General features: G+C 60.1%; 25 protein-coding genes. 9 read left to right on the top strand and 16 right to left on the bottom strand.

Features of this window, described 5'->3' with window-relative positions:
• Window positions 1-20: 20 nt before the first annotated feature.
• Together flgF and ACSQ3G_RS00815 are read right to left on the bottom strand one after the other, a co-directional pair.
• A complete protein-coding gene (flgF, locus tag ACSQ3G_RS00820) occupies window positions 21-758 on the bottom strand; it encodes a flagellar basal-body rod protein FlgF (RefSeq protein ID WP_105404076.1) in 738 nt (245 codons plus the stop codon).
• A gap of 1 nt (window position 759) precedes the next feature.
• Complete coding sequence (locus ACSQ3G_RS00815; RefSeq protein ID WP_105404075.1) at window positions 760-1539, bottom strand: DUF1217 domain-containing protein; 780 nt, start codon at window positions 1537-1539, stop codon at window positions 760-762.
• Window positions 1540-1739: 200 nt separating this feature from the next.
• Between ACSQ3G_RS00815 and motA the strand changes: the two genes are divergently transcribed.
• From motA to ACSQ3G_RS00785, 6 genes are all read left to right on the top strand, one after another.
• A complete protein-coding gene (motA, locus tag ACSQ3G_RS00810) occupies window positions 1740-2609 on the top strand; it encodes a flagellar motor stator protein MotA (protein ID WP_105404074.1) in 870 nt (289 codons plus the stop codon).
• A complete protein-coding gene (locus ACSQ3G_RS00805) occupies window positions 2609-3562 on the top strand; it encodes a FliM/FliN family flagellar motor switch protein (RefSeq protein WP_172724252.1) in 954 nt (317 codons plus the stop codon). Before motA ends, ACSQ3G_RS00805 begins: the two co-directional genes overlap by 1 nt.
• Before the next feature lie 73 nt (window positions 3563-3635).
• A complete protein-coding gene (gene fliN / locus ACSQ3G_RS00800; RefSeq protein ID WP_436108708.1) occupies window positions 3636-4232 on the top strand; it encodes a flagellar motor switch protein FliN in 597 nt (198 codons plus the stop codon).
• 28 nt (window positions 4233-4260) lie between these two features.
• On the top strand, window positions 4261-5313 hold the full coding sequence (gene fliG / locus ACSQ3G_RS00795) for a flagellar motor switch protein FliG (protein ID WP_105417518.1): 1053 nt from the start codon (window positions 4261-4263) through the stop codon (window positions 5311-5313).
• A 212-nt stretch (window positions 5314-5525) separates the two neighbouring features.
• Window positions 5526-6605, top strand: coding sequence for a flagellar biosynthesis protein FlhB (flhB, locus tag ACSQ3G_RS00790; RefSeq protein WP_105404070.1), 1080 nt, complete (start codon window positions 5526-5528; stop codon window positions 6603-6605).
• Between the two features lie 5 nt (window positions 6606-6610).
• A complete protein-coding gene (locus ACSQ3G_RS00785; protein ID WP_046630669.1) occupies window positions 6611-7045 on the top strand; it encodes a BspJ family T4SS effector nucleomodulin in 435 nt (144 codons plus the stop codon).
• A gap of 45 nt (window positions 7046-7090) precedes the next feature.
• On the opposite strand, the gene visR is transcribed toward ACSQ3G_RS00785, so the two are convergent.
• The 14 genes from visR to ACSQ3G_RS00715 form a co-directional block, all read right to left on the bottom strand.
• Window positions 7091-7837 (bottom strand): transcriptional regulator VisR, encoded by a 747-nt coding sequence (visR, locus tag ACSQ3G_RS00780; protein ID WP_105426281.1) that lies wholly within the window; start codon window positions 7835-7837, stop codon window positions 7091-7093.
• Between the two features lie 13 nt (window positions 7838-7850).
• Entirely contained in the window at window positions 7851-8564 is a 714-nt protein-coding gene (gene visN, locus ACSQ3G_RS00775; protein ID WP_245282687.1) for a transcriptional regulator VisN, read from the bottom strand.
• A gap of 414 nt (window positions 8565-8978) precedes the next feature.
• Window positions 8979-10649 carry a flagellar basal-body MS-ring/collar protein FliF gene (gene fliF / locus ACSQ3G_RS00770; RefSeq protein WP_105404067.1) on the bottom strand — a complete coding sequence of 557 codons (1671 nt, stop codon included), beginning with the start codon at window positions 10647-10649 and terminating at the stop codon, window positions 8979-8981.
• A 172-nt stretch (window positions 10650-10821) separates the two neighbouring features.
• Window positions 10822-11211, bottom strand: coding sequence for a chemotaxis protein CheT (cheT, locus tag ACSQ3G_RS00765; protein ID WP_046664774.1), 390 nt, complete (start codon window positions 11209-11211; stop codon window positions 10822-10824).
• Window positions 11212-11240: 29 nt separating this feature from the next.
• Window positions 11241-11798: a chemoreceptor glutamine deamidase CheD gene (cheD, locus tag ACSQ3G_RS00760; RefSeq protein WP_046603224.1), complete on the bottom strand. Its 558-nt coding sequence runs from the start codon at window positions 11796-11798 to the stop codon at window positions 11241-11243.
• On the bottom strand, window positions 11795-12184 hold the full coding sequence (locus ACSQ3G_RS00755) for a response regulator (RefSeq protein ID WP_007759259.1): 390 nt from the start codon (window positions 12182-12184) through the stop codon (window positions 11795-11797). Before ACSQ3G_RS00755 ends, cheD begins: the two co-directional genes overlap by 4 nt.
• The gene (cheB, locus tag ACSQ3G_RS00750) at window positions 12185-13225 is read right to left on the bottom strand and encodes a protein-glutamate O-methylesterase CheB (RefSeq protein ID WP_046630655.1); all 1041 of its coding nucleotides are present in this window, start codon (window positions 13223-13225) and stop codon (window positions 12185-12187) included. It lies immediately after the preceding gene.
• Entirely contained in the window at window positions 13222-14130 is a 909-nt protein-coding gene (gene cheR, locus ACSQ3G_RS00745) for a protein-glutamate O-methyltransferase CheR (RefSeq protein WP_436108707.1), read from the bottom strand. Before cheR ends, cheB begins: the two co-directional genes overlap by 4 nt.
• Window positions 14127-14594, bottom strand: coding sequence for a chemotaxis protein CheW (locus ACSQ3G_RS00740; RefSeq protein ID WP_105404065.1), 468 nt, complete (start codon window positions 14592-14594; stop codon window positions 14127-14129). The genes cheR and ACSQ3G_RS00740 overlap by 4 nt, the downstream gene beginning before the upstream one ends.
• A 6-nt stretch (window positions 14595-14600) precedes the next feature.
• On the bottom strand, window positions 14601-16862 hold the full coding sequence (locus ACSQ3G_RS00735) for a chemotaxis protein CheA (protein WP_436108706.1): 2262 nt from the start codon (window positions 16860-16862) through the stop codon (window positions 14601-14603).
• Window positions 16863-16878: 16 nt separating this feature from the next.
• Window positions 16879-17244 (bottom strand): chemotaxis response regulator CheY1, encoded by a 366-nt coding sequence (gene cheY1, locus ACSQ3G_RS00730; protein ID WP_037087114.1) that lies wholly within the window; start codon window positions 17242-17244, stop codon window positions 16879-16881.
• Window positions 17245-17246: 2 nt separating this feature from the next.
• Window positions 17247-17540, bottom strand: a complete 294-nt coding sequence (locus ACSQ3G_RS00725; RefSeq protein ID WP_037087115.1) for an STAS domain-containing protein — start codon at window positions 17538-17540, stop codon at window positions 17247-17249.
• Window positions 17540-19147 carry a globin-coupled sensor protein gene (locus ACSQ3G_RS00720; RefSeq protein WP_436108705.1) on the bottom strand — a complete coding sequence of 536 codons (1608 nt, stop codon included), beginning with the start codon at window positions 19145-19147 and terminating at the stop codon, window positions 17540-17542. Before ACSQ3G_RS00720 ends, ACSQ3G_RS00725 begins: the two co-directional genes overlap by 1 nt.
• A 460-nt stretch (window positions 19148-19607) precedes the next feature.
• Window positions 19608-20174, bottom strand: coding sequence for a DNA-3-methyladenine glycosylase (locus ACSQ3G_RS00715; RefSeq protein WP_436108704.1), 567 nt, complete (start codon window positions 20172-20174; stop codon window positions 19608-19610).
• Window positions 20175-20482: 308 nt separating this feature from the next.
• Here ACSQ3G_RS00715 and ACSQ3G_RS00710 point away from each other — a divergent pair, with 308 nt between their 5' ends.
• The 3 genes from ACSQ3G_RS00710 (at window position 20483) to ACSQ3G_RS00700 (ending at window position 25455) form a co-directional block, all read left to right on the top strand.
• Window positions 20483-22426: a PrkA family serine protein kinase gene (locus ACSQ3G_RS00710; protein WP_436108703.1), complete on the top strand. Its 1944-nt coding sequence runs from the start codon at window positions 20483-20485 to the stop codon at window positions 22424-22426.
• 186 nt (window positions 22427-22612) lie between these two features.
• On the top strand, window positions 22613-23890 hold the full coding sequence (locus tag ACSQ3G_RS00705; protein ID WP_436108702.1) for a YeaH/YhbH family protein: 1278 nt from the start codon (window positions 22613-22615) through the stop codon (window positions 23888-23890).
• The gene (locus ACSQ3G_RS00700; protein ID WP_105438552.1) at window positions 23887-25455 is read left to right on the top strand and encodes a SpoVR family protein; all 1569 of its coding nucleotides are present in this window, start codon (window positions 23887-23889) and stop codon (window positions 25453-25455) included. The genes ACSQ3G_RS00705 and ACSQ3G_RS00700 overlap by 4 nt, the downstream gene beginning before the upstream one ends.
• The last annotated feature ends 180 nt before the right edge of the window (window positions 25456-25635 follow it).

Below are 25635 nucleotides of genomic sequence, written 5' to 3'. Positions count from 1 at the left end.
TGGGCCCTCTTTCCTATCGTTTAAGCGTTGGAGCCGCCGAGTGTCTTGATCGCATCGTCCAGCGAGGTCTCGCTGTCGCGCATCAGCGACGAGATGCTTTCGAAAGCGCGATTGACCTGGATCAGCTGGGTCATTTCGCGGATGCCGTTGACGTTCGCCCCTTCGAGGTAACCCTGAACGACGGAGTTATCGATGCCCTCGAGCACCGGCTGCGGGGTATCGACGGTGATGACGCCGGAGTTGTCGTGGCGGACGAAGCCCTTCGTGACGTCAGCCGTGAACAGACCAAGGCTGGCGACCGGCTGTTCGTTCTGCCGGATGATGCCGTCGGAGCCGACGGTCGGAGGGCCGCCGTCACGGTTGAGCTGGATCGGGGCACCACCGGCATCGAGAACCGCATAACCGCGGATCGAACGGAGCTGGCCGAGCTCGTCCATCGTGAAACGGCCGTCGCGGGTCAGCACCTGGCCGCCCGGCGTATCGATCGCGAACCAGGCATTACCCTTGATCGCGAAATCGAGCGGGTTGCCGGTGCGCTGCATTTCGCCGGTCCGGGTCGACAGATAGTCGTTGCCCTGGGTGACGAACGCGACCTTTGCACCGATATCGTTCTGGGTCTTGCTCAAGACCTCGTCGAACTTGACCTCCGTGGAACGGAAGCCGACGGTGTTCATGTTGGCCATATTGTCGGCGATCGTGTTCAAGCGGCGCTCGAGCGCGATCTGGGAAGAGATGCCGACGTAAAGTCCGGACTGCATATCATTTGCCTCCGAGTTTCAGGTTATTGATCGAGATCAGAAGATCCGTGGAAATTCCGCTCGAGGATGGGGAATTGAAGACGGCGAGCGGATCGTAGCTCTCGGTGGGATTGCTGATCTCCCACATCGCCGTGAACCGCTCGAGAAATTTGTTGACCTTGGCCGGGTCCTGGAAATCCGCGATCTTGACCGTGTCTTCGATGTATTTGGCCTGGCGGTCGAGGTCGGCGCCGATCATCTCAGCCGACATGCCAAGCGCGGTGCGCATGACTTCCGAAAGCGCGTCGTCGGCAAGAACTTCCATGCCGGATTTGATCGTCGGGGCGGTGCGCTCGAAATAGAGCGCCAGCCGGACGCCCATGTTGTCGACGCCCGCATCCTCTTCCAGCGTCTGGCGCTGGAACTTGTCGACGACGCCCTTCTGGGCCCTGTCGAAGGAGGTGGCGGTGGTGCCGAAGGCGGCAAAATTCAGGGATTCGGCGAGCTGCGAATAGCGACTGTCGGAGAGCTGGTTGGCAAAATCCGCCTTGTTGTCGGTGCCCTCCGTCAGGACCTTGCGAATGAATGCCTTGGCATAAGCCATGTCCTCGAGACCGTGAGCCTTCAGCGCGTAATTGTAGATGCGCGTATCGGCCATGAAGTCGTCGATGGTTTTGATGCTGCCGATCTTGGAGAGGTAATATTCGCTCTCGCGCGCAACTTCCGGCTTTTCGGCGACGCGTTCCAGCGACTTCGACATGTCGCGGCTGATCATTGCGTAGCTGGTATAGGTCGTGATCACGATAGCTCTACCTAAGTCCGCGGAAGCGGCGGACGTCGCTGCGGAGCGGGCAATCCGGTCCGATCGTCGGCAGAACTAGGCTCGAAGACTTGTGCGAAGCTGTTCCGGACCTGCTTTCGTCGACGTCTCCACAGCCAGCCTCACGCAAGCCAGACGCCTTATCCCCAAGACAAACGAAAACGATCGGGCACAGGTACGCGATGAATATTATTATCGGCTTTGTCATCACCGTTGGCTGTATTCTCGGTGGCTTCATGGCCATGGGTGGCCACATCGACGTCCTCATCCAGCCCTATGAGCTTCTGATCATCGGCGGCGCCGGCCTCGGCGGCTTCATCATGGCCAACCCGATGAAGGTCGTGAAGGATAGCGGCAAGGCGCTCGGAGAGGCCTTCAAGAACACCGTACCGAAAGAGCGGAACTATCTGGACGTTCTCGGCGTGCTTTATTCGCTGATGCGCGACCTCAGAACCAAGTCGCGCAACGAAATCGAGGCGCATATCGACAATCCGGAGGAATCGCCAATCTTCCAGACCGCTCCAACGGTCCTGAAGAACAAGGAACTGACCGCCTTCATCTGCGACTACGTGCGCCTCATCATCATCGGCAATGCCCGCTCCCATGAGATCGAGGCGCTGATGGATGAAGAAATCAACACCATGTTCTCCGACAAGATGAAGCCCTATCACGCGATCACCGCGATGGGTGACTCGTTCCCGGCCATCGGTATCGTCGCCGCCGTTCTCGGGGTTATCAAGGCGATGAGCAAGATCAATGAATCGCCGGAAGTTCTCGGCGGTCTCATCGGTGCGGCTCTCGTCGGCACCATGCTCGGCATCTTCCTGTCCTATTCGGTCTGCAACCCGCTGACCTCCCAGATCAAGATCGTCCGCACCAAGCAGCATCGCCTGTACATCATCGTCAAGCAGACCCTGCTTGCCTACATGAACGGCTCCGTGCCGCAGGTCGCGCTCGAATACGGACGTAAGACGATTTCCAACAAAGAACGGCCCTCGATCGATTCGGTCGAGCAGGAAATGATGAATCCTGGTGGAGAAAAGGCGGCATGATGACGTCGAACCAAGCAAACCAATCACCGGCGTCGGGCATGGACCTGGCGCTCCTGGCAAAACTGACCGGAGGCCTCGGCGACAAGAAGACCGTCGAGAAGATCAGCAGCGAATTCGCGCAGCTCTATGCAGAATTCCTGCCGGACGTCTTTCACAGCGAAACCGGCATCCGGATCGGCGTCTCCTATGTGAGCTGCACGTCCGGCCTGATGACCGATCTCATCGCCGATCTTGGCGATGGGTTTGCCCTTTCCGACGGATCCCTGCGCAACTGGTCGCCGAACTTCGTGCTCGGCTGCGGCAACAGTTTCGTGATTGCGCTCATGGAACTGATGCTGGGCTCCGCGCTTGAGACGATCGTACAGCCGATCGAACGGCCCCTCTCCGATATCGAACTCGACCTCGCCGTGGTGGTCTTCGAGCGGATCGCCAATGTGCTGCGCTCCGGCGTCAACGCCCAGGGGAGCTTCGAAGCGGCCCTTGAACGGCCTCACAACGCCGAAGACCGTCCAAAGCCGGACGATCTGGCGCGCCCCGAATTCGGCGTCTCCATCCGCATGGCGTTCGAGCTCGGCTCGGTCACCTCCGAATTCGCTCTCGTCATCCCTCAGCGTGCCTTCCTGAAGACCAAGGTCACCGCGCCGAAGGCGAAGGCTCAGGCTTCCAAGGCCAAGCAGGAATGGACGGACCGCATGAACGACCAGGTCCGCCGCTCGCATGTCACTCTGGAAGCCCGTATCCGCCTGCAGAAGCTGACGCTCGGTACGATCTCGCGGCTCGCCGCCGGCGACGTGATCGCTTTCCAGGACAAGCGCGATGTCCAGGTTCAGGTCAGTGCAAACGGCCGGGATATGTATTCGTGCGAATTCGGGCGGTCCGGCGAGCGGTATACAGTCCGCGTAAAGGATAACATCAGCACGGACGACGAGATTCTCCAACACCTGATAGGCTAGACCCGCGGCCAGCCTGTTGCCGGCTTTTTCGCCAAGGCAGGCTGACGCAAGTTTCAACAGGAATAATCACCGCATGGCTACGAAGAAGACACCTCTCACTGACGACGACTCGCTGATGCCGCTCGGCAATGATGCCGATCTGGATCAGGCCATCGACGATTTGCGCGGCGTCTTGAAGACGGATGCCGATGGCGGCGCGCCTGATTTCGATGCCGATTTCGGCTCGTCAGCAACCTCCGATTTTTCGGCCGACGCCCCGTCCTTCGGCGGTGGCTTCGAAGCACAGGCTGATACATTCGGCAGCGGCTTCGGTGGCGGTGCCTCGGATTTTGGCGCCGCAAAAAGCTTCGGCGGCAACGATTTCGGCAGCTCGACATCCAGCAGCGCCGCCTACCAGGAACCGGGCAGCGCGCTCAACGCCAATCTCGACCTGATCATGGATATCCCGATCGACGTCGAGATCGTGCTCGGTACGAGCCGCATGCAGGTGTCGGGCCTGATGACCCTCGAAGAGGGTGCGACGATCGCACTCGACAAGAAGATCGGCGAGCCGGTTGAAATCGTGGTCAACGGACGCCGCATCGGCAAGGGTGAAATCACCGTGCTGGAAAATGACGACACGCGTTTCGGTGTGCGACTGACGGAAGTACTGAGCACGAGAAGAACCTGATCCCTGTTTGGGACAGAGAAGGAAGACCATGATGGACTTTGACGATTTCGGTGGCAGCGCCCTCTCGACGAAACCGTTATCCAAGGCCGAAAAGGCCGCGGCAGTGCTCTTGGCTATGGGCAAGGGCGTCGCTGGCAAACTTCTCAAGTATTTCACCCAGGCGGAGCTGCAGAATATCATTGCCTGTGCCCAGAGCCTGCGCGCCATCCCCCCGGACGAACTCCTCGAACTCGTCAACGAGTTTGAGGACCTGTTCACCGAGGGCACCGGTCTCATGGACAATGCCGCAGCGATCGAGGGCATTCTCGAAGCGGGCCTGACACCGGAAGAAGTCGACGGGCTGCTCGGCCGCCGCACCGCGTTCGACGACTACCAGGCCAATATCTGGGACCGCCTGCAGGATGCCGATCCGGCATTCGTGGGCAAATTCCTGTCGCGCGAACATCCTCAGACGGTCGCCTACATTCTTTCGCAGATGCCATCGATCTTTGGCGCCAAGGTCCTTCTCCAGCTTCCCGACAGCCGCCGCGCCGATATCATGAACCGCGCCGTCAACATGAAGGAAGTCAGCCCCAAGGCCGCGCAGATCATCGAGAACCGGGTGATGGAACTGATCGCTGCAATCGAAGCCGAACGCAACTCGAATGGCTCGAACAAGGTCGCAGAGCTGATGAACGAACTCGAAAAGAGCCAGGTCGATACCCTGCTCAACTCCCTCGAGACGATCAGCAAGGACTCCGTCAACAAGGTTCGCCCGAAGATCTTCCTCTTCGAAGATCTGCTCTACATGCCGCAGCGCAGCCGCGTCATGCTGCTCAACGACGTCGCAGGGGACATTCTTACGATGGCGCTGCGTGGGGCGACCAACGAGATCAAGGAATGTGTTCTCGCGGCCATCAGCCCGCGCCAGCGCCGCATGATCGAAAGCGATCTCGCGGTTCAGAACATGAACCTCAATCCGCGCGAAGTGGCGATCGCCCGTCGCGCGATCGCACAGGAAGCGATCCGGCTCGCCAATTCGGGCCAGATCATGCTCAAGGAAGAAAAGAAGGAAGGCGACAAGCCGGCCGAGGCCGCCTGACCTGCCGATTGAGGCGCTACGAAAGAAGCGGAGCGGGAAATTCCCCGCTCCGTTTTCGTTTCGGCAGCCTTTCGCGGATATTTTCCGGCCACCCACAGTCTTTTTCTTGACTCGATTAGCGGCTAGCAGGCGATGCGGTAACATCGCGGGCGGCGGCGGCCGATTCGTTTGAGCCACGTCCTCGCAACCGGAAGACCGATTGGTTCAAAACCGTGTCCGACGACGATAAAGACAGTAAAACAGAAAACCCGACCGCCAAACGAATGTCGGAAGCGGCAGACAAGGGTAACGTCCCGGTCTCCCGAGAGGTGCCGCTTTTCGCCTCCATGCTGGCATTCTATGTCTTTCTCGTCTTCTTCCTGCCCTCGAACATCGCAAAAATGGCCGAGACGCTGAAGGACCTTTTCGAACAGCCGGATCAGTGGCGGCTCGAAAATTCGACGGACGTCGTCTCGCTCAGCGTCCATCTCGGCTGGGCGATCGCGGCGTTCCTCACTCCGGTTATGCTGCTCTTCATCATTTTCGGGCTTGGCTCGTCGTTCGCACAGAACATGCCGTCGCTGGTCCTCGAGCGCGTGCGGCCGCAGATTTCCCGCGTTTCACCCACCAAGGGTTTCGGGCGGATTTACAGCGTTCCGGGTTTCGTCGAATTCGGAAAGTCGATCTTCAAGATCCTGATCGTGGCAGTGATCATGTATTTCGCATTGCGCGGCGAATATCTCTCCTCGCTGGACGCGATGTTCTCTGATCCGCAGGTCATCCTCGTAAAACTGGATTCAGTCATCCGCCAAATGGTGATCGTGGTCGTCCTGTCGGCTGGGATACTTGCCGTGGTCGACGTGCTGTGGACGCGCTATCACTGGTACAACGAACTCAAGATGACCAAGCAGGAGGTCAAGGACGAATACAAGCAGGCTCAGGGCGACCCGATCGTCAAGCAGCGCCAGAAATCGGTCGCACGAGACCGTGCCCGCCGGCGGATGATCAACAACGTACCGCGCGCCACCCTCGTGATCGCCAACCCGACTCACTTTGCGGTAGCGCTGCGTTACGTGCGCGAGGAGAACGATGCCCCGGTCGTCGTCGCCAAGGGCCAGGACCTGATTGCCCTCAAGATTCGCGAAATCGCCGAGCAAAACGATATCCCCATTTTCGAGGATCCGCCCCTGGCGCGCTCCATGTTTGCGCAAGTCTCGGCGGATAGTGTCATTCCGCCAGTCTTCTACAAGGCTGTGGCAGAACTCGTGCACCGGGTCTACGCTTCCCGGTCGCTCAAAAAACGGACACGCTGAGCGTCATGAAGAAATGCACCTACTCCACCGAACGGGAAGAAATCGTTGCACAAGCAATCAGCCCGGTGGCTTCGGAACTTCGCCTGCTCGATGCCGGCGATCTCATCTCACTTCTACGTCTAGAGTGCCACAGCAGCCTTGCCGATCTCGTGTCTTCAGCAGCCGAGCTCTATTTCCATCCCGGGACCGTCAGTTTCGGCGCCGGCGGTGACTACAAGCTCGAATGGAACGGCAAGCCGGAAGTCGTCCTCGACCTCGAAATCAAGCCGCGCGGCGTTTCAGTCTATGCGCGCCTGACGCTGGCTGACCAGCTGGCGGCCCTCGAGATCGACCACATTGCGTTCCAGGCCCCCTTCGAGGATCCGCACGACAACACAGCTTTCCTGGCAAAGAGCCTCCAGGACGCCAAATTCGTGAAGACCAGCAACTCGCAGATATGAGCCGCCCTACCCCAAAACGGAAAACCGGGCTCTTCTCCGAACGGATCAGTGGATGTAACCGAGCCTGATCGCCTTGGCGATCGCCTGGATGCGGTTGACCGAATCGAGCTTGATGGTGGCCGAGCCGAGATAGGCGTTGACGGTGTGGACGGAGAGGCCGAGCTTCTCGGCAATTTCTTCGCTGATACGGCCGTCGCCCGCCAACTGAAGGCAGGCAATCTCGCGTTCGCTCAGGGATTCCGCGGGAACGCTGCGGCGTTCGTCAAGCGCCAGGAGGTCCATGACCACCTGACAGCTCCTGACATGCTGGTCGATGATGACATCGCTCGCCAAATCCATCGATGTCCCGAAGAAAGCGACGTAGCCGTTGCCGAGGGCGCCGAGGCGCACGGGAAAGGCGATCCCCGAAAAAGGAACGACGCTGGAATCCAGGCGATGCGTCAATGGCGAAAATTCGCCCGCATCGGCAAAACTGGTATTTTCCGATCCGTTCCAGATCAGCGGCAGAAGCGAGGTTTCGATATGGTCCAGCAGCGCCTCGCCATAAACACCGATGAGCTGGTTGCTGCTTTCGAGCGCGCCGGCTCCCCAGTTTTCGAGCTCGCATACAAGCTTGCGCTTGTTGGGCAGCCCGGCGCCGGCAATCCGAAAAACCGCAAAATTCCGCGCCTTCAGGTTCTTCTGCATGGCGACGAGTTTCGGAAAGATGTCCGAGCGGCTCGATGCGCGCTGGAGGCGCAGATACTGGATGCTTCCAGGTCCGTCTGCCGTGCCGCTGCGCGAATAACCCATTGAAATTATTTTCCTAAACTAAGTTGTTGCGAACCGCGTAGGCAATCGCCTCGGAGCGAGTCTTGGTTGCCGTCTTGCGCATCACGCTGGTAATGTAGTTGTTGATCGTATTGCGGGATATGCCGAGGATCACGGCGATCTCGTCACTGGTCTTACCCTCCGCAATCCAGAAGAGGCATTCCAGCTCGCGTTCCGTCAGTTCGAAATCACGCTCCGTCCTGGCATCGGCGTTTTCTCCAAAACTGGCGCCGTAGGCGGCGAACAAGCCCACCTCCCTCAACCGTTCCTGCGAAAGGATGATGCCGTCCAGGAACAGCAGCATCAGCGAGAACCGCGTTCTGCCGACACAAAACGTCAGCGCGCAATACTGCCGGCTGATGTCATCCGGCGGCACGATGTCGTCAGGCAACAAGGCAAAGCTGGGGGTCAGCAGCGAGAGACATTTTTCCAGTTCGGTGGAACGCGCGTAACCGCTTGCGAGCTCCGAGCCCAGCCGCCGTACGAGATCGAAAGGCCAGTTGGAGGTAACAATGAAATCGAGGCCCTGTTCTTGGATGAGGTCGTAGCGGGCCAGCAGAAAATGAGACGCGCCGACGTAATCTGCGAGCAGGCGCATGACCGCCTGAATGTTGTTGGAGCCCGCCAAAACCGAAAGACGGCGAACCAATTGCTCACGCGAGAGTCCTCTGGAGCCGGCAGACTCCGCATAGGAGCGCCCCTCCGTCATCTTTTCTACCCCCGACAACTCCATTCGGTACCTGCTCCCCGCCACGTGGTGCATTCATCATGAATGCCCGCATCGCGGCATGTTGCGATTCCCATACAACCCCTCCAGCGCCGAAACGATCCCGGATTAAGCAAATACATCAAGAATAATTGCGGTAGCCGATTTCCCTCGTCGTGGACTTCGGGAATTTCAGCAGTTCCACCTCTTTGGGACCTCTGGAAGTGATTGTACGAATCAAGGCCATTGTAGGAGACGCGTTGCGAATTACCATCGCCTCGACACCGGATTTCCCCAGTTGCGCCATATTCATGCTGATTCGCCATATAGATGAATGCGCCAAGTGTGCGGCGGGGCTGAAAAGAAATGGGCCGGACAAGGTCCGGCCCATAGCGATCATATTTTCGTGATACCCCGTCAGGCTGCCTTTTCGAGTGCCCACTTGCGGAGAATCTTGGCGGCGCGCTCTTCGGAGATTTCGACCATCCGGGCCAGGCGCTTTTCGGGACCTTCCTTGACGCGGCGGTTGAAGCCCTCGTCGTCGCCACCGCCCAGCATGTCGTTCGAGCTGTCGAAGCCGAAGTCGGAGCCGAAACCGTCCATGAGTGCCGGGCTGCCGGTCGTCGGCGAGAAGTCCGGAAGTTCGAGACCTGCGCCGTCCGCTGCTTCGCCGGCGACGCTGTTGCCGCTGACGGTGCGGATGAGCGGGCGAAGACCGAGCCAGACCACCAGGAAAGCAACGAGGACGAAGGCGAGCGAGTTGATGATGCCGGCGACGTTCCGGCTCAGCATGTCCATCACGCCCGGCCCGCTGGAGGCTTCGCTGAGCAGCTGGTTTTCCAGGAAGTCCATGGCCGTCAACGTGACGATGTCGCCGCGGTTGGCATTGATGCCGGCTGCGGATGCCACGATCTTCTGCATCTCGGCGAGATAGGCATCGACCTTGGCCTGGTCAGCAGGCTCGCCGACCATTTTCGCGATCCGACCCTTGTTGACGACGACGGCAACCGAAACCTTCTCGATCTGGTAGCTGTTGCGCGTCGTGGCGACGGTCTTCTGGTTGATTTCGTAGTTGGTCTGCTCTTCCTTTTTATCGGACTGATCAGACGATTTCGGACCGTTCGCACCACCCGGAGGCGGAGCGGCCTGCGGCACGTTCTGCTCGACGGTCGTGGCGTTGTCGTCCTGGGTCTGCTGCGATTTCGACGCTTCCTTGGTGGTGCGGACCGAACGTTCGACGCGGGAGTTCGGATCGAACACCGTCTCGTTGATCTGCTGGCTGTCCGTGTTCAGGGCGGCCGTGACGCTGGAACGGAAGTTGTCCATGCCGAGGAAAGGCGCCAGCGCCTTGTCGATATTGTTTTCGATTTCCTGCTGAACGTTCTGGACGATGCTCAGCGACTTGTTCATCTCGCTGCCGCCGTATTCGTCGCCGGAGGCGAGCAGCTGACCGGCGGAATCCAGAATGGTCACGTCGTCGACGTCGAGCCCGGGGACTGCCGAAGCGACAAGGTGGCGAATGGACGAAGCGGCCTTGCGCCCCGTCGTCGAACTGGCCCGGATCATTACCGATGCCGTCGGTTTCTGCTCACCCCTGCGGAAATTGCCGACATCCGGCATGACGATATGAACGCGGGCGGCGTTGACGCCGTTGATCTGCTGGATCGACCGGCCGATCTCACCTTCAAGGGCGCGAACACGCGTGACTTCCTGCATGAAGGAGGTCAGCCCGAGCGAACCGACATTGTCGAAGAGTTCGTAACCGGCGTTGGTGCTGTTCGGCAGGCCCCGCTCAGCCAGCAGAAGCCGCGCCTTGCTCGTCGAGCCGGCAGGAACCTGAAGGCTCGTACCGTCCGTACCGACCTGGAAGGACATGTTGGCCTCGGCCAGCGCGATGCTTACCTGGTTGAGGTCGGCGGTATCAAGACCGACATAGAGCGTCTCGTAAGCCGGCTTGTTAACGAAGAGGGCCGCAGCAATGACGATCGCAATTGAAACGACGCCGACAGCGCCTAAAGCAATAAGTCGCGTCTGGCCTAAACCGGCCAGATTTTTAAAGACTTGTGATAATTGAGCCAACAGATTCATTCTGTTCCCACATCGCCAACTAGGTATTCGAGCCTATGCTCAATCGCACCCTAAGAAGCGAAGCTTGTGCGAGCGTTTCGCGGGCGCATGGTTTTGGCGATTGTGGATGGGATTGTGAGACGGGCGGGTGCCTGGGCCATCATGGCCGAAGCATGCATGTCAGGGCTGGCGATCAGAAAAAATCGAAATCGCCGGCTGCCTTGCTCAAAGGCTGGGAATGGCCGTGGCGCATGCCGTTGGTGAGCGCCTTCTGCATGTCGGCGAGTTTGACGAGATTGAGGGCGGTCGAGACATCGACCATCCAGTCGCTCGGAATGCCGCCGGTGATCGTGTCGACGAATTCTGCAAGGCCGCGCGTCTTCTGGACGGCAAGGTCGATGCCCTGCAGGACTTTCAGGCTGTCCGGCGACTGCAGGATCGTTTCGCCGCCGAGCTCCAGAAGCTGCGGCTCGACCCGTTCGATCAGGTATGCGACGTCATGAAGCTCCGAGACCAGACGCATCAGGACTTCTGGAAGAGATTCCTCAAAGGGAGCGATTGGCGTCTTGACGATGTCGTTCATGGCTTCTTTCGCCCCGAGAAATGACTTCTTTAAAAGAACTCGATTGAGCTCTCGACCGGCTTCGGCGGCGTGCGTACCGGACGCTCCTCCATAGCCACCGTCCGTTGCGTTTCGGCGCCGGTCAGGGGATACTGACGAGCCCGGCCGCTCACGGGCCAGAACTCCAGCTTGCGCCCATGTTCCCCGCCCGTTGAGGAACCGACCACCGGAATGCCTTCGTCCTTTAGAAATTGCATCGCGAATGCGGCATTCTGTTCGCCGACATTCGAAAAGCTGGCAATTGTCTTGGCGCCGCCGAAAATCTTCGCTTCCAACCGGTCTCGCCGGGCACCCTGCTTCAAAAGTCCGTTGATCAGCAACTCCATCAGATGCACGCCATAACGCGTTGCATCGCCGCCCGAGGTCATGGAGCCGCCGGATCCCGGAAGCAGGAAGTGGTTCATGCCGCCGATACCGGCGACAGGATCGCGAAGACAAGCAGCCACGCATGAGCCCAAGATCGTCGAGAGAACAGCATTCGGGTCGTTCAGGACCTTAAATTCCCCCTGGATGATATGGACACGCCTGACTGCAGCGGCGTCATTCATTTCAATGCTCCAAACACCGCTTCGATAGCGGCCTTCATCTTTTCGATCGTGAACGGCTTGGCGAGAACGTTGTTGGCGCCGAGCGATGCAGCCTTTTGAACCAGGGCGCGGTCGCCCTGCGCCGTCAGGATGATGAATGCGGCCTTCTTGGTGTTCGGATTGGCGCGAACGGCCTGAAGGAAACCGATACCGTCCATTTTCGGCATGTTGAAATCCGAAATGACGAGATGGTGCGGCTGTTCGGCCATGATCTTCATGCCCTGCTCGCCATCGCCGGCAGACGTGATCTGTTTGAAGCCGAGCTGTGTCAGGGCGTCGCTGAGCAGCAGGCGGCTGGTGACCTGATCATCAACGATCAGAACTTTGATTTTTTCAGCGATAGACATTTATTCGGTACCTTCTTTTCGGGCGGCAGTTAACTTCAACACTTCTTCACCAATGGCGCCCAGCGGCAGCTGCTGCTCGACGGCCCCCATTTCATGGGCAACCCTCGGCATGCCGTAGACCACACACGTCTTTTCGTTCTGCCCGATCGTGCGTGCGCCCGCGCTACGCATTCTGAGCAAACCTGCAGCTCCGTCGCGGCCCATGCCCGTCAGGATAACCCCGACCGCATTGCGACCCGCCAGATCGGCGACCGAGTCGAAAAGGACGTCCACCGAGGGCCTGTGACCGTTTACCGGCTCCCTTTCGATCAGCCGGCAACATGGCGCCGACGGATTGACCACCTGCAAGTGCCGTTCGCCACCTGGCGCGAGGTAGATCTTGCCGATCTCCAGCCGCGCGCCATCGGTGGCTTCCTGCACCACAGGAGCGCAGATACGATTAAGCCGTTCAGCAAAACTTTTGGTAAACGTGGAAGGCATATGTTGAGTAATTACGGTCGGCGGGCAGTTTTGCGGGAACTTTTGCAGTACCGCGATGAGAGCTTCAACGCCTCCGGTTGACGATCCTATAGCTACAACCTTCCTGCCGACACGGTATTCCGCTGCGGGAGAGGCTGCGATGACTGGCGCAGGTCCGTTCCGGCGTGGTCCTGACCGGGCTGCAGCCTTCACCTTTTCAGCAAGATCCATGAAAGGGCGAACGTCGCCGGGGGCCGGCTTGCCGACACAGTCAAAGGCGCCGATTTCGAGAGCGGCGAGCGTCGCGTTGGCACCCTGATGGGTCATGGCCGAAACCATGATGACCGGCATCGGACGCAGGCGCATGATCTTTTCGAGGAATTCCAGCCCGTTCATATTGGGCATCTCGATATCGAGGGTGACGACATCGGGATTGAGCTGCTTGATCGCGACGCGCGCTTCCAGCGCGTCGCCGGCCTGGCCGACGACGTTGACTTCCGGATCGGAATTCAGGATGGCCGTAATCAGGCCACGCATGGTCGGGGAATCGTCGACGACCAGGACCCGTGCCGGAGCGCTCATGCCTTCCTCCCTGCGCTCTTACCGGTATAGCGATAGGTCGTGATACCGATATTATCGAACAGGTTTTTCGCGTCGCCGGAGACGCGCTCGGAATGGCCGATATAAAGATGTCCGCCTTCAGGCAGGAGCGAGGCAAAGCGGGACCAGATTTTCATCTGCGTCGGCTCGTCGAAATAGATGACGACGTTGCGGCAGAAGATGACATCGAAATTGCCCTTGAAGGGCCATTGCGCCATCAGGTTCAGCTCGTTGAAGGTGATCAGCTTCTTGACGCGTTCATCGATCTGGAACCTGCGGCGTCCGCCGGCATCGACCTCCCGGAACCATTGCTTGCGCATGGCGGGCGTCATGGTCTCGAGCGCGTTCTCATCGTAGACACCGGCGCGGGCCGCGGCCAGGATCTTCGGATCGATATCGGTCGCCAGGATACGGAAGTCGAGATCGGCCGCATTGGGAAGCAGCGACAGTGCGGTCAGCGCAATCGAATAGGGCTCCTGCCCGTCCGAACAGGCAGCCGACCAGATGCGCACGCGACCGCCGCTCTTGGCGCGGTTGATCAAACCCGGCAGAACCTCGTCGCGAAGGTGCTCGAAGTGATGGTTCTCGCGGAAGAAACGGGTGAAGTTGGTTGTCAGATGCGACAGCATCTCTCGGCGGGCGGCGGCACCTTCAGGCGACGCCACCAAAACGCAATAGTCCTTGAACCCGCGCAGCCCCAAAGCCCGGATATGCTTGGAAAGGCGGGAATAGACGAGCGAGGCCTTGGAATCGTTGAGATAGATACCGGCATCCGAGTAGATCATCGCCGAGATGTCGGTGAGGTCACGACGCGTCAGCGGATATTCGCCGCTTGCGAGGACTTCATCCGGTGACTGTCGGCTTTCGATGGCGCCCAGGGGCTTCATGCAACTTCGCTTTCCATGTCGGGGAAGAGGGCGTCCAACTCGATCATGCAGATCATCCGCTTATCGATGGCGAGAATCCCCCGGGCGTATTGTCTCTCCAGATCGGAAGAGACTTCCGGTACTGGCTGGATATTCTCGTCGTTAATCGTAAGGATATCGGAAACGGCTTCGACGAGGAGACCAACAACTTTGGTCTTCATCTGCGCCACGATGATCACATGGCGTGCCGTCGGCTCGGCATCCTTCATGCCAAGCCGGGCCGAAAGGTCGACAATCGGCAGAACCGCGCCGCGCAGATTGATGACACCCATGACGTAGGCGGGCGCATGCGGCAGCGGTGTTGCCTGCGTCCATCCGCGAATTTCGCGGACGGACATGATGTTCACGCAAAATTCCTGATCGCTGATGCGAAAAGCGATCAGCTCCTTGCTTCCCTGGACCAGATTCTTCACGGCATACGACATGTGAACTCAACCCGTGGCGGCTAACGACATTTCAGGTTTCATGGACTGACCTCGCGACGCTGCGACCACCGCATCGACATCGAGGATGAGTGCGACGCGGCCATCACCGAGGATGGTGGCTGCGGCGATGCCGGGGACGTGTGTGTAGTTCGCCTCGAGCGACTTGATGACGACCTGGCGCTGGCCCTGGATGGCATCGACCATCAGTGCGCGCTGTCCGCCGCCTTCCGATTCCACCAGCAGCGCGACACCTTCGACCGGATTGGCCTGGGTGGCGCGGTAGTTGAGGACCCGACCGACATCGACCAGCGGGCAGAACGAGTTGCGGATCGAGATAAGCCGTTGATTGGCGCCGAAGGAATGGATGGCGGCAGCCTCCGGCTGCAGCGTCTCGACGATGGCGGTGAGCGGTACCACCAGCGTCTGGCCGGCGACCGTGACCACCATGCCGTCGAGGACGGCGAGCGTCAGCGGCAGACTCATGGTGAAGGTCGAGCCGAAGCCCGGCCGCGACGAGATCGAGATACGGCCGCCAAGCGCCTGGATCGACCGCTTGACCACGTCCATGCCGACGCCGCGGCCGGAAATGTCGGAGATCTTGTCGGCGGTGGAGAAGCCCGCCATGAAGATCAGGTTATCGATCTCGTCGTCCGACAGGTTGGCGTCGGCCGCGATGATGTCGTTGTCGATCGCCTTCTGGCGAACGCGCTCGCGGTTGATGCCGGCGCCGTCGTCGGCGAGCTCGATCAGGATGCGGCCCGAACGATGTTTCGCGGTCAGCTTGATCGTGCCTTCCGGGTCCTTGCCGGCGGCTTCGCGCTTTTCGGGCGACTCGATGCCGTGGTCGACGGCATTGCGGATCATGTGGGTCAGCGGTTCGGCGATCTTGTCGATGACCGTCTTGTCGACTTCGGTGTTTTCACCTTCGGTGACCAGGCGGATCGACTTGCCGACCATGTCGGCCACTTCGCGAACGATACGCGACATGCGCTGGAAAACCGGCTTCACCGGCTGCGCGCGGATCGCCATGACCGAGTCCTGGATCTCGCGGGTGAGCTGCTGCAGCTCTTCGAGGCCCATGTTGACGGCCGATGTACCGGTCGCGTCGTTCTCGACGACGCTCTGGGAGAGCATCGCCTGGTTGATGACGAGTTCGCCGACGAGGTTGATGAGGCGGTCGACGCGGTCGAGATCGACGCGGATCGTCTGGCCCGCGCCAGCAGCGGCGGCTGCGGCATTGTTCTGGGCGGCGGCACTGGCGGCGGCCGACTCCTTCTTCTCGGCGACACGAGCGGCCCTGGAGACGTTGCTCGCGGTCTCGGCGGCGGAGAGGGCCGCGGCGACCGTTTCTTCCGAAGCACCCCGTTGGCCTGCGTCTTCGCCGGCCGAAGAGTCATCGAGGATCGAGAGATCGAACGGAACCGGGACCATCGGCAGTTCCTCGTTGGAAGATGCCTCTTCGGCAAACTTCACTTCGAGGTCGCAATCCCATTCCGCGAATTCGAAGACGGCGCGGATGTCGTCTTCGCTCCGGGTGGTCCGGATCGAGATCTTCCAGCTGAAGTAGGACGCTTCCGGATCCATCTTGTCGAGGGTCGGCAGAGCATCCGTATCGCAATTGATGCTCATCTCTCCCAGACGAGACAGGTCGCGCAGCAGGAGCGCCGCCTCGTTGCCCTTGGAATAGAGTTCGCGGCGCGGCTTGAAGATCACCTCGTAGAGCGAACCTTCGACCGCCGGCTCATCGTCCTCGCCGAAACCGTCGAACGAGAAGGGGATCGGCTGGAAGCCGCTGTCGTCGCTCGGCTTGGGAAGCTCCGTTTTCGCCGCAGGAACAGCCTTTGCGGCCGGTTTCGGAGCGTCGTGGCCGGAGGAAGACGGCAACTCGCCATGGGCAAGCGCCTCGAGTTCCTTGACGAGACTGCGGCTTCTCGACTCATCGACGCCGCCGCCGTCACGCGACGCGGTGACGAGGTCGGCGAGCACGTCGGCCGATTTCAGCATGACCTTCAGGACGTCCTGCGTCGGCTCCAGCTTGTTGGAGCGCACGCAATCGAGCGTCGTCTCGAAGACGTGGGCGAAGGAGACCAGGTCGTCCAGACCGAAGGCACCGGCGCCCCCCTTGATGGAATGAACGGCACGGAAAACGGCGTTCACCGTTTCGGGGTCGCGATCCCCGTCGTTCAGCTTGAGAAGACCCGACTCCAGTTCAGCGAGCTGCTCTTCGCATTCCTGAAAGAAGATCTCTTTGATTTCGTTCATATCCATCGGGGGAATTCCTGGCTCAGGCGGTTACACGCTCGATCGCATCAATCAGTTTGGCAGGATCGAAAGGCTTGACGATCCAGCCCGTCGCGCCGGCCTGCCGGGCCCGGTTCTTCTTCTCGGCATCGCTTTCCGTCGTCAGGACGAGGATCGGGACGGCGCGAAATTTTTCGTTGCGGCGAACGCCTTCGATGAAACCGAAGCCGTCGAGGCGCGGCATGTTGATATCCGTGACGATGACGTCCGGATTGCAGCCCTCGAGGACTTCGAGGCCTTCAACGCCGTCTTCCGCCTGGATTGTTTCAAAACCTGCGTTATTCAGGGTCACCAGAAGCATGTTCCGGATCGTCCGTGAGTCATCCACGGTCAGTACTTTTTTCTTCATTGCTAGATCTCCTTAGCAACCAAATTCTGGTTATTGATGCCGATGAGTTGCATCGTCTTCTGAAATGCATCCGAAGCCTTCTCCACGAGGAGGGACTTCTTGTCTTCTTCCCAAGCCTTGACGCCGGCGAGCAGAACCTGGGCGCACTGGACACCGACGCGTTCGACGCCCGACGCATCGATCCTGAGATCGCTGCCGCGCATGGAGACCAGCTTGCCATGCAGGTTCGAGGCCTCGTTGAGGTCCAGCACCGCGGCCAGCTTCAAACTTGCAGGTCCAGCCTTCTTTGCTGCCATCAGCTTATTCCTTGTCGTTTCTGAAAGATGTATTCGCCGTCATCCGCACGCTCGGAGGCCATCGGCGCGATCGGGACGAGAGTGGGCGGGGTTCTCGGCGCTGCCGGCCGGCGCGCATCCGCATAGCGGTTCTGTCGTTCGATCCGGAACTCGCGGACCGTCCGTCCGAGTTCCAGGATGACTGTATGGAGTTCGTCGGCGCCTTCGCCAGCGCGGGACGCAAGGCTTGCATTCGAGGCGACGTGTTCGCTGACCGAACCGATCTCGATGGTCAATCGGTCGAGACCGACGGCCTGCTCGCCGGTATCGCGGGCGATGCCGGCGATCGCGTCATTGATGTCGGAAACCTGGCGGACGATGCCGCCGATCGCCTCCTGGGTGCGGTGAACCATCTGGACACCCGCATCCACCTGCGACTTGGTGCCGTTGACGAGCGTCTTGATCTCGCGGGCGGCATCAGCGGAGCGCTGTGCAAGCGCGCGCACTTCCTGGGCAACGACCGCAAACCCGCGGCCCGTCTCACCGGCGCGGGCCGCTTCGATGCCGGCGTTCAGCGCCAGCAGGTTGGTCTGAAACGCGATGTCGTCGATGACGCCGATGATCTCGCCGATTTTTTCGGCCGAGGATTCGATATCCGCCATGGCGTTGATCGCCCGGCCGACGACCTCGCCGCTTGCCTCGACCGAACGGCGCGTCTCGGCGGCGGCTTTTTCAGCGGCAGCCGTCTCGGCAGCACTTCCCTTGACCCTGGCCGTAACGTCGAGCAGCACGCGTGCCGCCTCCCTGAGGCGGGCCGACTGTTCTTCGGAAGCGGAGGCGAACGAGCGGGCGCCTTCGGCAAGCGATTGGGTGAGCGCACCAGCCTTCTGGCCATGTCCATCGGCGGTCTCGACCGAGGAGCGCATGCCGGCGACCGCCTGGTTGAGAAGATCGGCGAGCTCGCGATAGACATCCGGCACATCGGCCGGCAGAGAGGCCGTCAGATCGCGGTCTGCAAGCGCTGCGATGACGTCGGTGAATGTTTCGATCGCCTGCGCATGATCGGCTTCGCGCTGTTCGGCGAGCGCGCGCTGGTGCTTCTGGCGCTGTTCGTTGAAGCGGAGCGAGACGGCAATCTCGACATCGACCATCACCAGGCGGGTAATCGCGCCGACGAGGTCGAGCAGCTCCTGCTCACGCTTGCGGCCGCCCGGCAGCAGCGATTTCGGAGCGAGATCGACGATCGCGCCGGCGATCAGGTGTTCGAGCATCACGGCGTGACCGGCGACGTGCCAGCGCGGATCGAGGCCCATGCGGCTCTCGGCGTCGGAGAGAACCTTCACCCGCTCGGCGTAGAGCGCATCGAAGCGGGCATCGGTCAGCACGCCCCAATGGGAGGCCTGCAGGTCGTGCAGCCGTTCGATCTGCTGCTCGCTTTCGAAATTGCGAGCGGCTTCCGGAAAGGATTGAAAGCGGTGAAAAAGGTCGCGCAGACCGGTCTTCAGATGCCGGTCGAGCTGCGGGCGGCAGCGGCGCAGCAGATCGCGCAGTTCGCCGTCGAGGCCGGCAAATGCCAGTCTCTCGCCCAGGCTGCCTGCCTGGCCACGTCGCGCCTGATCCGATGGCATTTCCTGCACCAAAGCCGTCCCCAAATTAATCAAGCCAATCCTCGGAGAGGATCGGCGGCATGCGAGCTGCTGTCGCCAGCGCCTGATAAACGGGAATGCTCGCCAAACCGGATCAATATCCGTCGGGCATGGGCAACGCGGTCACCACGGCTTTGCTGGATTTTCATGAGCGGATACCGGATTGGACCGGTACGGCTTTGCGGCTTCATGCCTGGTGGGAGACCGCAGTCATCCCATTTCGCCGTGGTCTCTAATATGTATGGTTAATTCCTTGCCTGAAGGTTAATGGAAGGTGCAAGGATGCCTGATTTGCTTCAACCGGGCGCATATTACCCGCTATCAGGGCATTCGCTTCGGCACTACGCGGTGGTTACGGTTTTTCTCAAATCGCCGCTTGAATGTCGGCCAACCCGCCTTGTCTCCCATATCGGCGAGCGGCCGCAACGGATAAGCTTTTAACTCAAAGCGCCGTGCCACCCTTGCCGGAGAACTTCCTGCTGATATGCAGCGAGCCGGAAAGACCGAAACGCCATGGCAGGTCGACAGCCTGGGAGATGCCAATCCGCCGCCCGGTGACGATCAATGGCGGCGTTTGCGGCAAAGTGAGATCGAACGGAGGCGCGAACAGCGGCAGGCCGTTGTGCTCGATGGTGATGTCGAGCGCCTGGCAGAGTCGGCCCGGACCGGAACACAGGAGTAGCGGATCGGCAAGGCGGCGCCTCTTCTCCATCTCCTCAAGGCCTCTGACCGGCTGCAGCGCCCTGATCAGCACGGCGCTGCCGGGCCGGCAGACGAAATTCAGGCACCAGTGAATGCCGTAGGAACGATAGACATAGGCATGCCCGGGCGGGCCGAACATCACCGCGTTCCTCTGCGTGGGCCCGCGAAAACTGTGGGATGCCGGGTCGTCCGGCTCATAGGCTTCCGTCTCGACGATCACGCCGCCCGCACCGGAGACATCGAGCTCGACGCCGATCAGGTCACGCGCCACCTCCACGGAGCCTCTATCGAAAAACCGCTGGTCCATAAAAAACGCCCGTCTCGCTGCCGGTTGCATCCATAGACGGCGAAGCAGGGCTTGTCTTCCCCGCCGACGACGCGATTTCCTGTAAGACCCGAAGCGTTGAGCAGACGTTGTGGTGGGGATGCAACAGGCCCCGACTTGCTGTTTGCCAAGTCAGCACGGATTTGTGGACGCACATTTTTGTGCATTGCCATGAAAACGCTCCGGGTGTCGTATTAGGTTTAGAAACATCTTGATTCTCAATAGATTGCCGCAGCGTTTTCAATCTTTGCGGCAGTCGAGCAGTAGCGCAACCCTGACTGGAGTAGCCTATGCCGAGTGAATCCTTGTTCGATGCCTTCACCAGGAACTACGAAGCCCGGCGCGAGACAGACATGTCTGTCGCCGAGTATCTGGCGATTTGTAAAAAAGATCCGATGGCCTATGCCAACGCGGCCGAGCGGCTGCTGGCGGCGATCGGCGAGCCGCAGATGGTCGACACGGCCAAGGATGCCAGGCTCGGCCGGATCTTCATGAACCGCACCATCCGGGCCTATCCGGCTTTTTCCGGTTTCTTCGGCATGGAAGAGACGATCGAGCGGATCGTTTCCTTCTTCCGGCACGCGGCGCAGGGCCTCGAGGAGCGAAAGCAGATCCTCTACCTGCTCGGTCCGGTCGGTGGCGGCAAGTCGTCGCTCGCCGAGCGGCTGAAGCTGCTGATGGAGGCCAATCCGATCTACGTGCTGAAGGCCGGCGATGATATCAGCCCGGTCTTCGAAAGCCCGCTCAATCTCTTCGATCCGGTGGCGATGGGGCCGATGCTGCTCGAGCAGTACGGCGTTCCGACCCGGCGCCTCAGCGGGTTGATGAGCCCCTGGTGCCTGAAGCGACTCGATGAATTCGGAGGCGACATATCCCGTTTCCGGGTGGTGAGGCTGCAGCCCTCACGACTGCGCCAGATCGGCATCGCCAAGACCGAACCGGGCGACGAGAACAATCAGGACGTCTCGTCGCTGGTCGGCAAGGTCGACATCCGCAAGCTCGAAAACTATTCCCAGAACGACTCGGACGCCTACAGCTATTCCGGCGGGCTCAACCGGGCCAACCAGGGCGTGCTCGAATTTGTCGAGATGTTCAAGGCGCCGATCAAGATGCTGCATCCGCTGCTGACGGCGACGCAGGAAGGCAACTACATGGGCACCGAGAATATCGGGGCCATTCCCTTCTCCGGCGTCATCCTTGCCCATTCGAACGAGGCGGAATGGCAGAGCTTCAAGGCGAACAAGAACAACGAGGCCTTCATCGACCGCATCTGCGTCATCAAGGTTCCTTATTGCCTGCGGGTGACCGAAGAGCAGCATATCTATGAGAAGCTGATTGAAGGCTCGGAGCTTGCGGATGCCTCCTGCGCGCCCGCGACGCTTGAGATGCTGGCCCGGTTTTCCGTACTCTCGCGGCTGCGCAAGCACGAGAACTCGACCTTCTTCTCCAAGATGCGTGCCTATGACGGCGAAAGCCTCAAGGAAACCGATCCGCGCGCCCGCAGCGTGCAGGAATATCATGACGCGGCCGGCGTCGATGAAGGCATGGACGGAATATCGACACGTTTTGCCTTCAAGGTACTAGCCTCGACCTTCAACCACGACACGACGGATATCGGCGCCGATCCGGTCCACCTTATGTACGTGCTGGAACAGGCCATCCGCCGCGAACAGTTTCAGGAGGAAACCGAAAAGCGGTATATCGAGTTCATCAAGGCAGACCTTGCCCCGCGGTATGCAGAGTTCATCGGCAACGAGATCCAGAAGGCCTACCTGGAATCCTATTCCGATTACGGTCAGAATCTCTTCGATCGTTACGTCGACTACGCCGACGCCTGGATCGAGGACGTCGATTTCAAGGATCCGGACACCGGGCAGCTTCTCGATCGCGAACTCCTGAACCAGGAACTGACCAAGATCGAAAAACCGGCGGGCATCGCCAACCCCAAGGATTTCCGCAACGAGATCGTCAAGTTCTGCCTCCGCTCGCGCGCCAATAACGGCGGCAAGAACCCGTCCTGGGCGAGCTATGAGAAGATCCGGGAAGTGATCGAGAAAAGAATGTTCTCCCAGGTGGAGGATCTTCTGCCGGTCATCTCCTTCGGATCGAAGAAGGACGGCGAAACAGAAAAGAAACACAGCGAGTTCGTGTCGCGCATGACGGGGCGCGGCTACACCGAGAGACAGGTTCGCCGTCTGGTGGAGTGGTACATGCGGGTCAAACAGGCAGGTTAGCGTCTGTACTCAATTAGGATTTGGAACGCAGCATGCAGGAAAACCGTTCAGTTCCTTAGACACACAAAGGTGGATTCCATCTCCATCATTGTGTGTGACGACAGGACGTAGGATTGTGGCATACTGGGTTGTGCGGCGTCCGAAACCTAGTTGAGTACAGACCCTAATGCTCATGCAGGAGCCAACATGCACATCATCGACCGGCGGCTGAACCCGCGCGGTAAAAGTTTGGAAAATCGGCAGCGGTTTCTGCGGCGCGCGAAGGAGGCCGTGCAGCAAGCAGTCAGGCGATCCCTGCAAAGCCGCAGCATCCGTGATGTACTGGATGGCGGCGAAGTCAGCCTCCCGATCGGCGGCATGGGCGAGCCGAGCTTCCGCCGAGCCGAAGGCGGGATTACGGATCATGTCCTGCCCGGCAACCGGGCGTTCGTCGAAGGCGATATCATTCCTCGCCCGCCGGGTCAGGGTGCCGGCAGGCCCAAGGAGGCCGGCCAAGGCGACGGTGAAGACGGCTTCCGCTTCGTGCTGACGCGCGAGGAATTCCTCTCGGTGTTTCTGGATGACCTCGAACTGCCCGAACTCGCCAAGCGGCGGCTGAGCGAGACCGAGGAGATGAGCCCGGTTCGCGCCGGCTACTCCATTTCCGGCTCCCCTTCCAATCTCTCCATCGACCGGACGACGCGGCTCGCCATGATGCGGCGCATCGCTCTCAAACGCCCCAAGCCTGCCGAGATCGAGGCGCTGCAACGCCAGATCGAGGAAAGCGAGGATGATGAGACCCGCCTTGCGCTGGAGGCGGAACTCAAGTCGCTGACCGACAGGATCCGGCGCATTCCCTATGTCGATCCGCTCGACGTTCGCTACCGCCGTTTCGACAACGAACCGAAGCCGGTTGCGAAGGCGGTGATGTTCTGCCTGATGGACGTCTCTGGATCGATGTCGGAGCACATGAAGGATCTGGCCAAGCGTTTCTACCTGCTGCTCTATCTGTTTCTTTCGCAGCGCTACGAGAAGGTCGAAATCGTCTTCATCCGCCACACCGAGAAGGCCGAGGAGGTCGACGAGGAGACCTTCTTCTACGGCCAGGCCACCGGCGGCACGCTGGTATCGAGCGCGCTTGTGGCGATGCGTTCCATCATCGCCGCACGCTTCGATCCCACCGAATGGAACATCTACGCTGCGCAGGCTTCGGACGGCGACAACTCCTACCGGGACGAAGGTCCGGCCGGCCATCTGCTGAGACACGAGATCCTGCCGCTCTGCCAGTATTTCGCCTATATCGAAGTCGATGAGGAGGGCGGGGATTCCCTCGCCTCCAATTCGCCCCTCTGGCGCCTTTATGAAAGCATCCGATCGAACTCGGCAACTCTTGCGATGCGCAAGGTCTGCCGCAAGAACGAGATCTTTCCGGTCTTCCACGACCTCTTCCAGAAGCGTTCGACACCAACGAAGGCGGTGCCATGACCCAGGCGGCTATGCAGAAGAATCGACTGCTCTTCGACGGCGCCGACTGGGATTTCGCCACCCTGCAGCGCATCCACGATGCCTGCGAGGAGATCGCGATCGGCGAACTCGGGCTCGATGTCTACCCGAACCAGATCGAGGTGATCACCGCCGAGCAGATGCTGGACGCCTATTCATCGACCGGCATGCCGCTGTTTTACCGGCACTGGTCGTTCGGGAAACATTTCGCCCATCACGAGGCCTTCTACCGCCGCGGCATGCGGGATCTCGCCTATGAGATCGTCATCAACTCGTCGCCCTGCATCTCCTACCTGATGGAGGAGAACACCGCGACGATGCAGACCCTGGTGATCGCCCATGCGGCCTTCGGTCATAACCATTTCTTCAAGAACAACTATCTCTTCAAGCTCTGGACGGATGCCGAGGGCATTCTCGACTATCTCGATTTCGCCAAGAGCTACATCGCCCGCTGCGAAGAACGTTACGGCGAAACGGCGGTCGAACGGACCCTCGATGCCGCCCATGCGCTGATGTCGCATGGCGTGCACCGTTATGCGGGCAAGACGCGGCTCGACCTGCGTCAGGAGGAAAAACGCCAGCTGGAACGGCGCGCCCATGAAGAGCAGATGTTCAACGACCTCTGGCGCACGGTGCCAACGGGCCGCAAGCGCGATGCGGCCGACGTCGATTTCGAAAGACGGCGCGCGGCGCTCGGCCTGCCGCAGGACAATCTGCTCTATTTCCTCGAAAAGTCGTCGCCCCGGCTGCAGCCGTGGCAAAGGGAAATCCTCCGCATCGTCCGCCACGTAGCGCAATATTTCCACCCGCAGCGCCAGACCAAGGTGATGAACGAGGGGACTGCGACCTATGTCCATTACCAGATCATGGAAAGACTGCACGACCGTGGGCAGATCAGCGACGGGAACTATTTCGAGTTCCTGAAATCCCACACCAATGTCGTGTTCCAGCCGACCTATGACGACCGGCGTTTCTCCGGCTTCAACCCCTATGCCATCGGCTTTGCAATGATGCAGGATATCGAGCGGATCGTGACGAAGCCGACCGATGAGGACCGCGAATGGTTCCCGGATATCGCCGGCCGCGGAGATCCGATGCAGGTCCTGCGCGGCATCTGGGCGGACTACCGCGACGAGAGCTTCATCAGCCAGTTCCTGAGCCCGCACCTGATCCGCAAGTGGCGCCTTTTCCAGCTCTACGACGATCCGCAGATGAGCGAAGGGATACTGGTTTCGGCGATCCACGACGAGCGGGGCTACAAACGCGTTCGCCGCCAGCTGGCGCGCGAATACGATATCGGCTGGACCGATCCGAGGATCGACATCATCGATGTCGATCTCGCCGGGGACCGTCGCCTTCTCCTGCAACACCGGGCGCCGAACGACTGGGTTCTCGAAGACAGCGAAACCCGGCAGGTTCTGCAGCATCTGGCGGATCTGTGGGGCTACGACGTCATGCTGCAGGAAATCGACAGCAGCGAGACGGTGGTGAAGGAACATTCCGCCCATCCCCGCGAGATCCTTCAGAAGGGTGACCTTTTCGCCTGAGGACGGCGCCTGAGCAGGTCTCTGCCGATCCGGCAACTCCAGGCGCGGCGGGACGCAAAGGCGACGTTGATCCCCACTCATCAATTTTGATTACAGGAAAGACCGGAGCTCCTGCCGGTGGCCAATCGTGATTGGACATCAAAAGCGGTCTGGATCACATTACAGATCGGGCGACGGGCA

It is taken from the genome of Neorhizobium tomejilense (genome assembly GCF_964254135.1).
GTDB lineage: Bacteria > Pseudomonadota > Alphaproteobacteria > Rhizobiales > Rhizobiaceae > Neorhizobium > Neorhizobium tomejilense.
The sequence above is the reverse complement of the archived record's forward strand: the minus strand, read 5'-3'. Positions and strand labels throughout refer to the sequence as shown.

Bases quoted from the DNA above. Each gene is read 5' to 3' on its own strand.
- fliN (WP_436108708.1), top strand. From the start codon at position 3,636: ATGGCTACGAAGAAGACACCTCTCACTGACGACGACTCGCTGATGCCG.
- cheD (WP_046603224.1), bottom strand. From the start codon at position 11,798: ATGAATGACGCCGCTGCAGTCAGGCGTGTCCATATCATCCAGGGGGAA.
- cheY1 (WP_037087114.1), bottom strand. From the start codon at position 17,244: ATGAAGAAAAAAGTACTGACCGTGGATGACTCACGGACGATCCGGAAC.
- motA (WP_105404074.1), top strand. From the start codon at position 1,740: ATGAATATTATTATCGGCTTTGTCATCACCGTTGGCTGTATTCTCGGT.
- visR (WP_105426281.1), bottom strand. From the start codon at position 7,837: ATGGGTTATTCGCGCAGCGGCACGGCAGACGGACCTGGAAGCATCCAG.
- cheR (WP_436108707.1), bottom strand. From the start codon at position 14,130: ATGAAGCCCCTGGGCGCCATCGAAAGCCGACAGTCACCGGATGAAGTC.
- ACSQ3G_RS00805 (WP_172724252.1), top strand. From the start codon at position 2,609: ATGACGTCGAACCAAGCAAACCAATCACCGGCGTCGGGCATGGACCTG.
- ACSQ3G_RS00725 (WP_037087115.1), bottom strand. From the start codon at position 17,540: ATGGCAGCAAAGAAGGCTGGACCTGCAAGTTTGAAGCTGGCCGCGGTG.
- ACSQ3G_RS00735 (WP_436108706.1), bottom strand. From the start codon at position 16,862: ATGGATATGAACGAAATCAAAGAGATCTTCTTTCAGGAATGCGAAGAG.
- ACSQ3G_RS00705 (WP_436108702.1), top strand. From the start codon at position 22,613: ATGCACATCATCGACCGGCGGCTGAACCCGCGCGGTAAAAGTTTGGAA.
- ACSQ3G_RS00700 (WP_105438552.1), top strand. From the start codon at position 23,887: ATGACCCAGGCGGCTATGCAGAAGAATCGACTGCTCTTCGACGGCGCC.
- fliG (WP_105417518.1), top strand. From the start codon at position 4,261: ATGATGGACTTTGACGATTTCGGTGGCAGCGCCCTCTCGACGAAACCG.
- ACSQ3G_RS00715 (WP_436108704.1), bottom strand. From the start codon at position 20,174: ATGGACCAGCGGTTTTTCGATAGAGGCTCCGTGGAGGTGGCGCGTGAC.
- ACSQ3G_RS00720 (WP_436108705.1), bottom strand. From the start codon at position 19,147: ATGCCATCGGATCAGGCGCGACGTGGCCAGGCAGGCAGCCTGGGCGAG.
- ACSQ3G_RS00740 (WP_105404065.1), bottom strand. From the start codon at position 14,594: ATGTCGTATGCCGTGAAGAATCTGGTCCAGGGAAGCAAGGAGCTGATC.
- cheT (WP_046664774.1), bottom strand. From the start codon at position 11,211: ATGAACGACATCGTCAAGACGCCAATCGCTCCCTTTGAGGAATCTCTT.
- visN (WP_245282687.1), bottom strand. From the start codon at position 8,564: ATGACGGAGGGGCGCTCCTATGCGGAGTCTGCCGGCTCCAGAGGACTC.
- ACSQ3G_RS00755 (WP_007759259.1), bottom strand. From the start codon at position 12,184: ATGTCTATCGCTGAAAAAATCAAAGTTCTGATCGTTGATGATCAGGTC.
- ACSQ3G_RS00785 (WP_046630669.1), top strand. From the start codon at position 6,611: ATGAAGAAATGCACCTACTCCACCGAACGGGAAGAAATCGTTGCACAA.
- ACSQ3G_RS00710 (WP_436108703.1), top strand. From the start codon at position 20,483: ATGCCGAGTGAATCCTTGTTCGATGCCTTCACCAGGAACTACGAAGCC.
- fliF (WP_105404067.1), bottom strand. From the start codon at position 10,649: ATGAATCTGTTGGCTCAATTATCACAAGTCTTTAAAAATCTGGCCGGT.
- flgF (WP_105404076.1), bottom strand. From the start codon at position 758: ATGCAGTCCGGACTTTACGTCGGCATCTCTTCCCAGATCGCGCTCGAG.
- cheB (WP_046630655.1), bottom strand. From the start codon at position 13,225: ATGAGCGCTCCGGCACGGGTCCTGGTCGTCGACGATTCCCCGACCATG.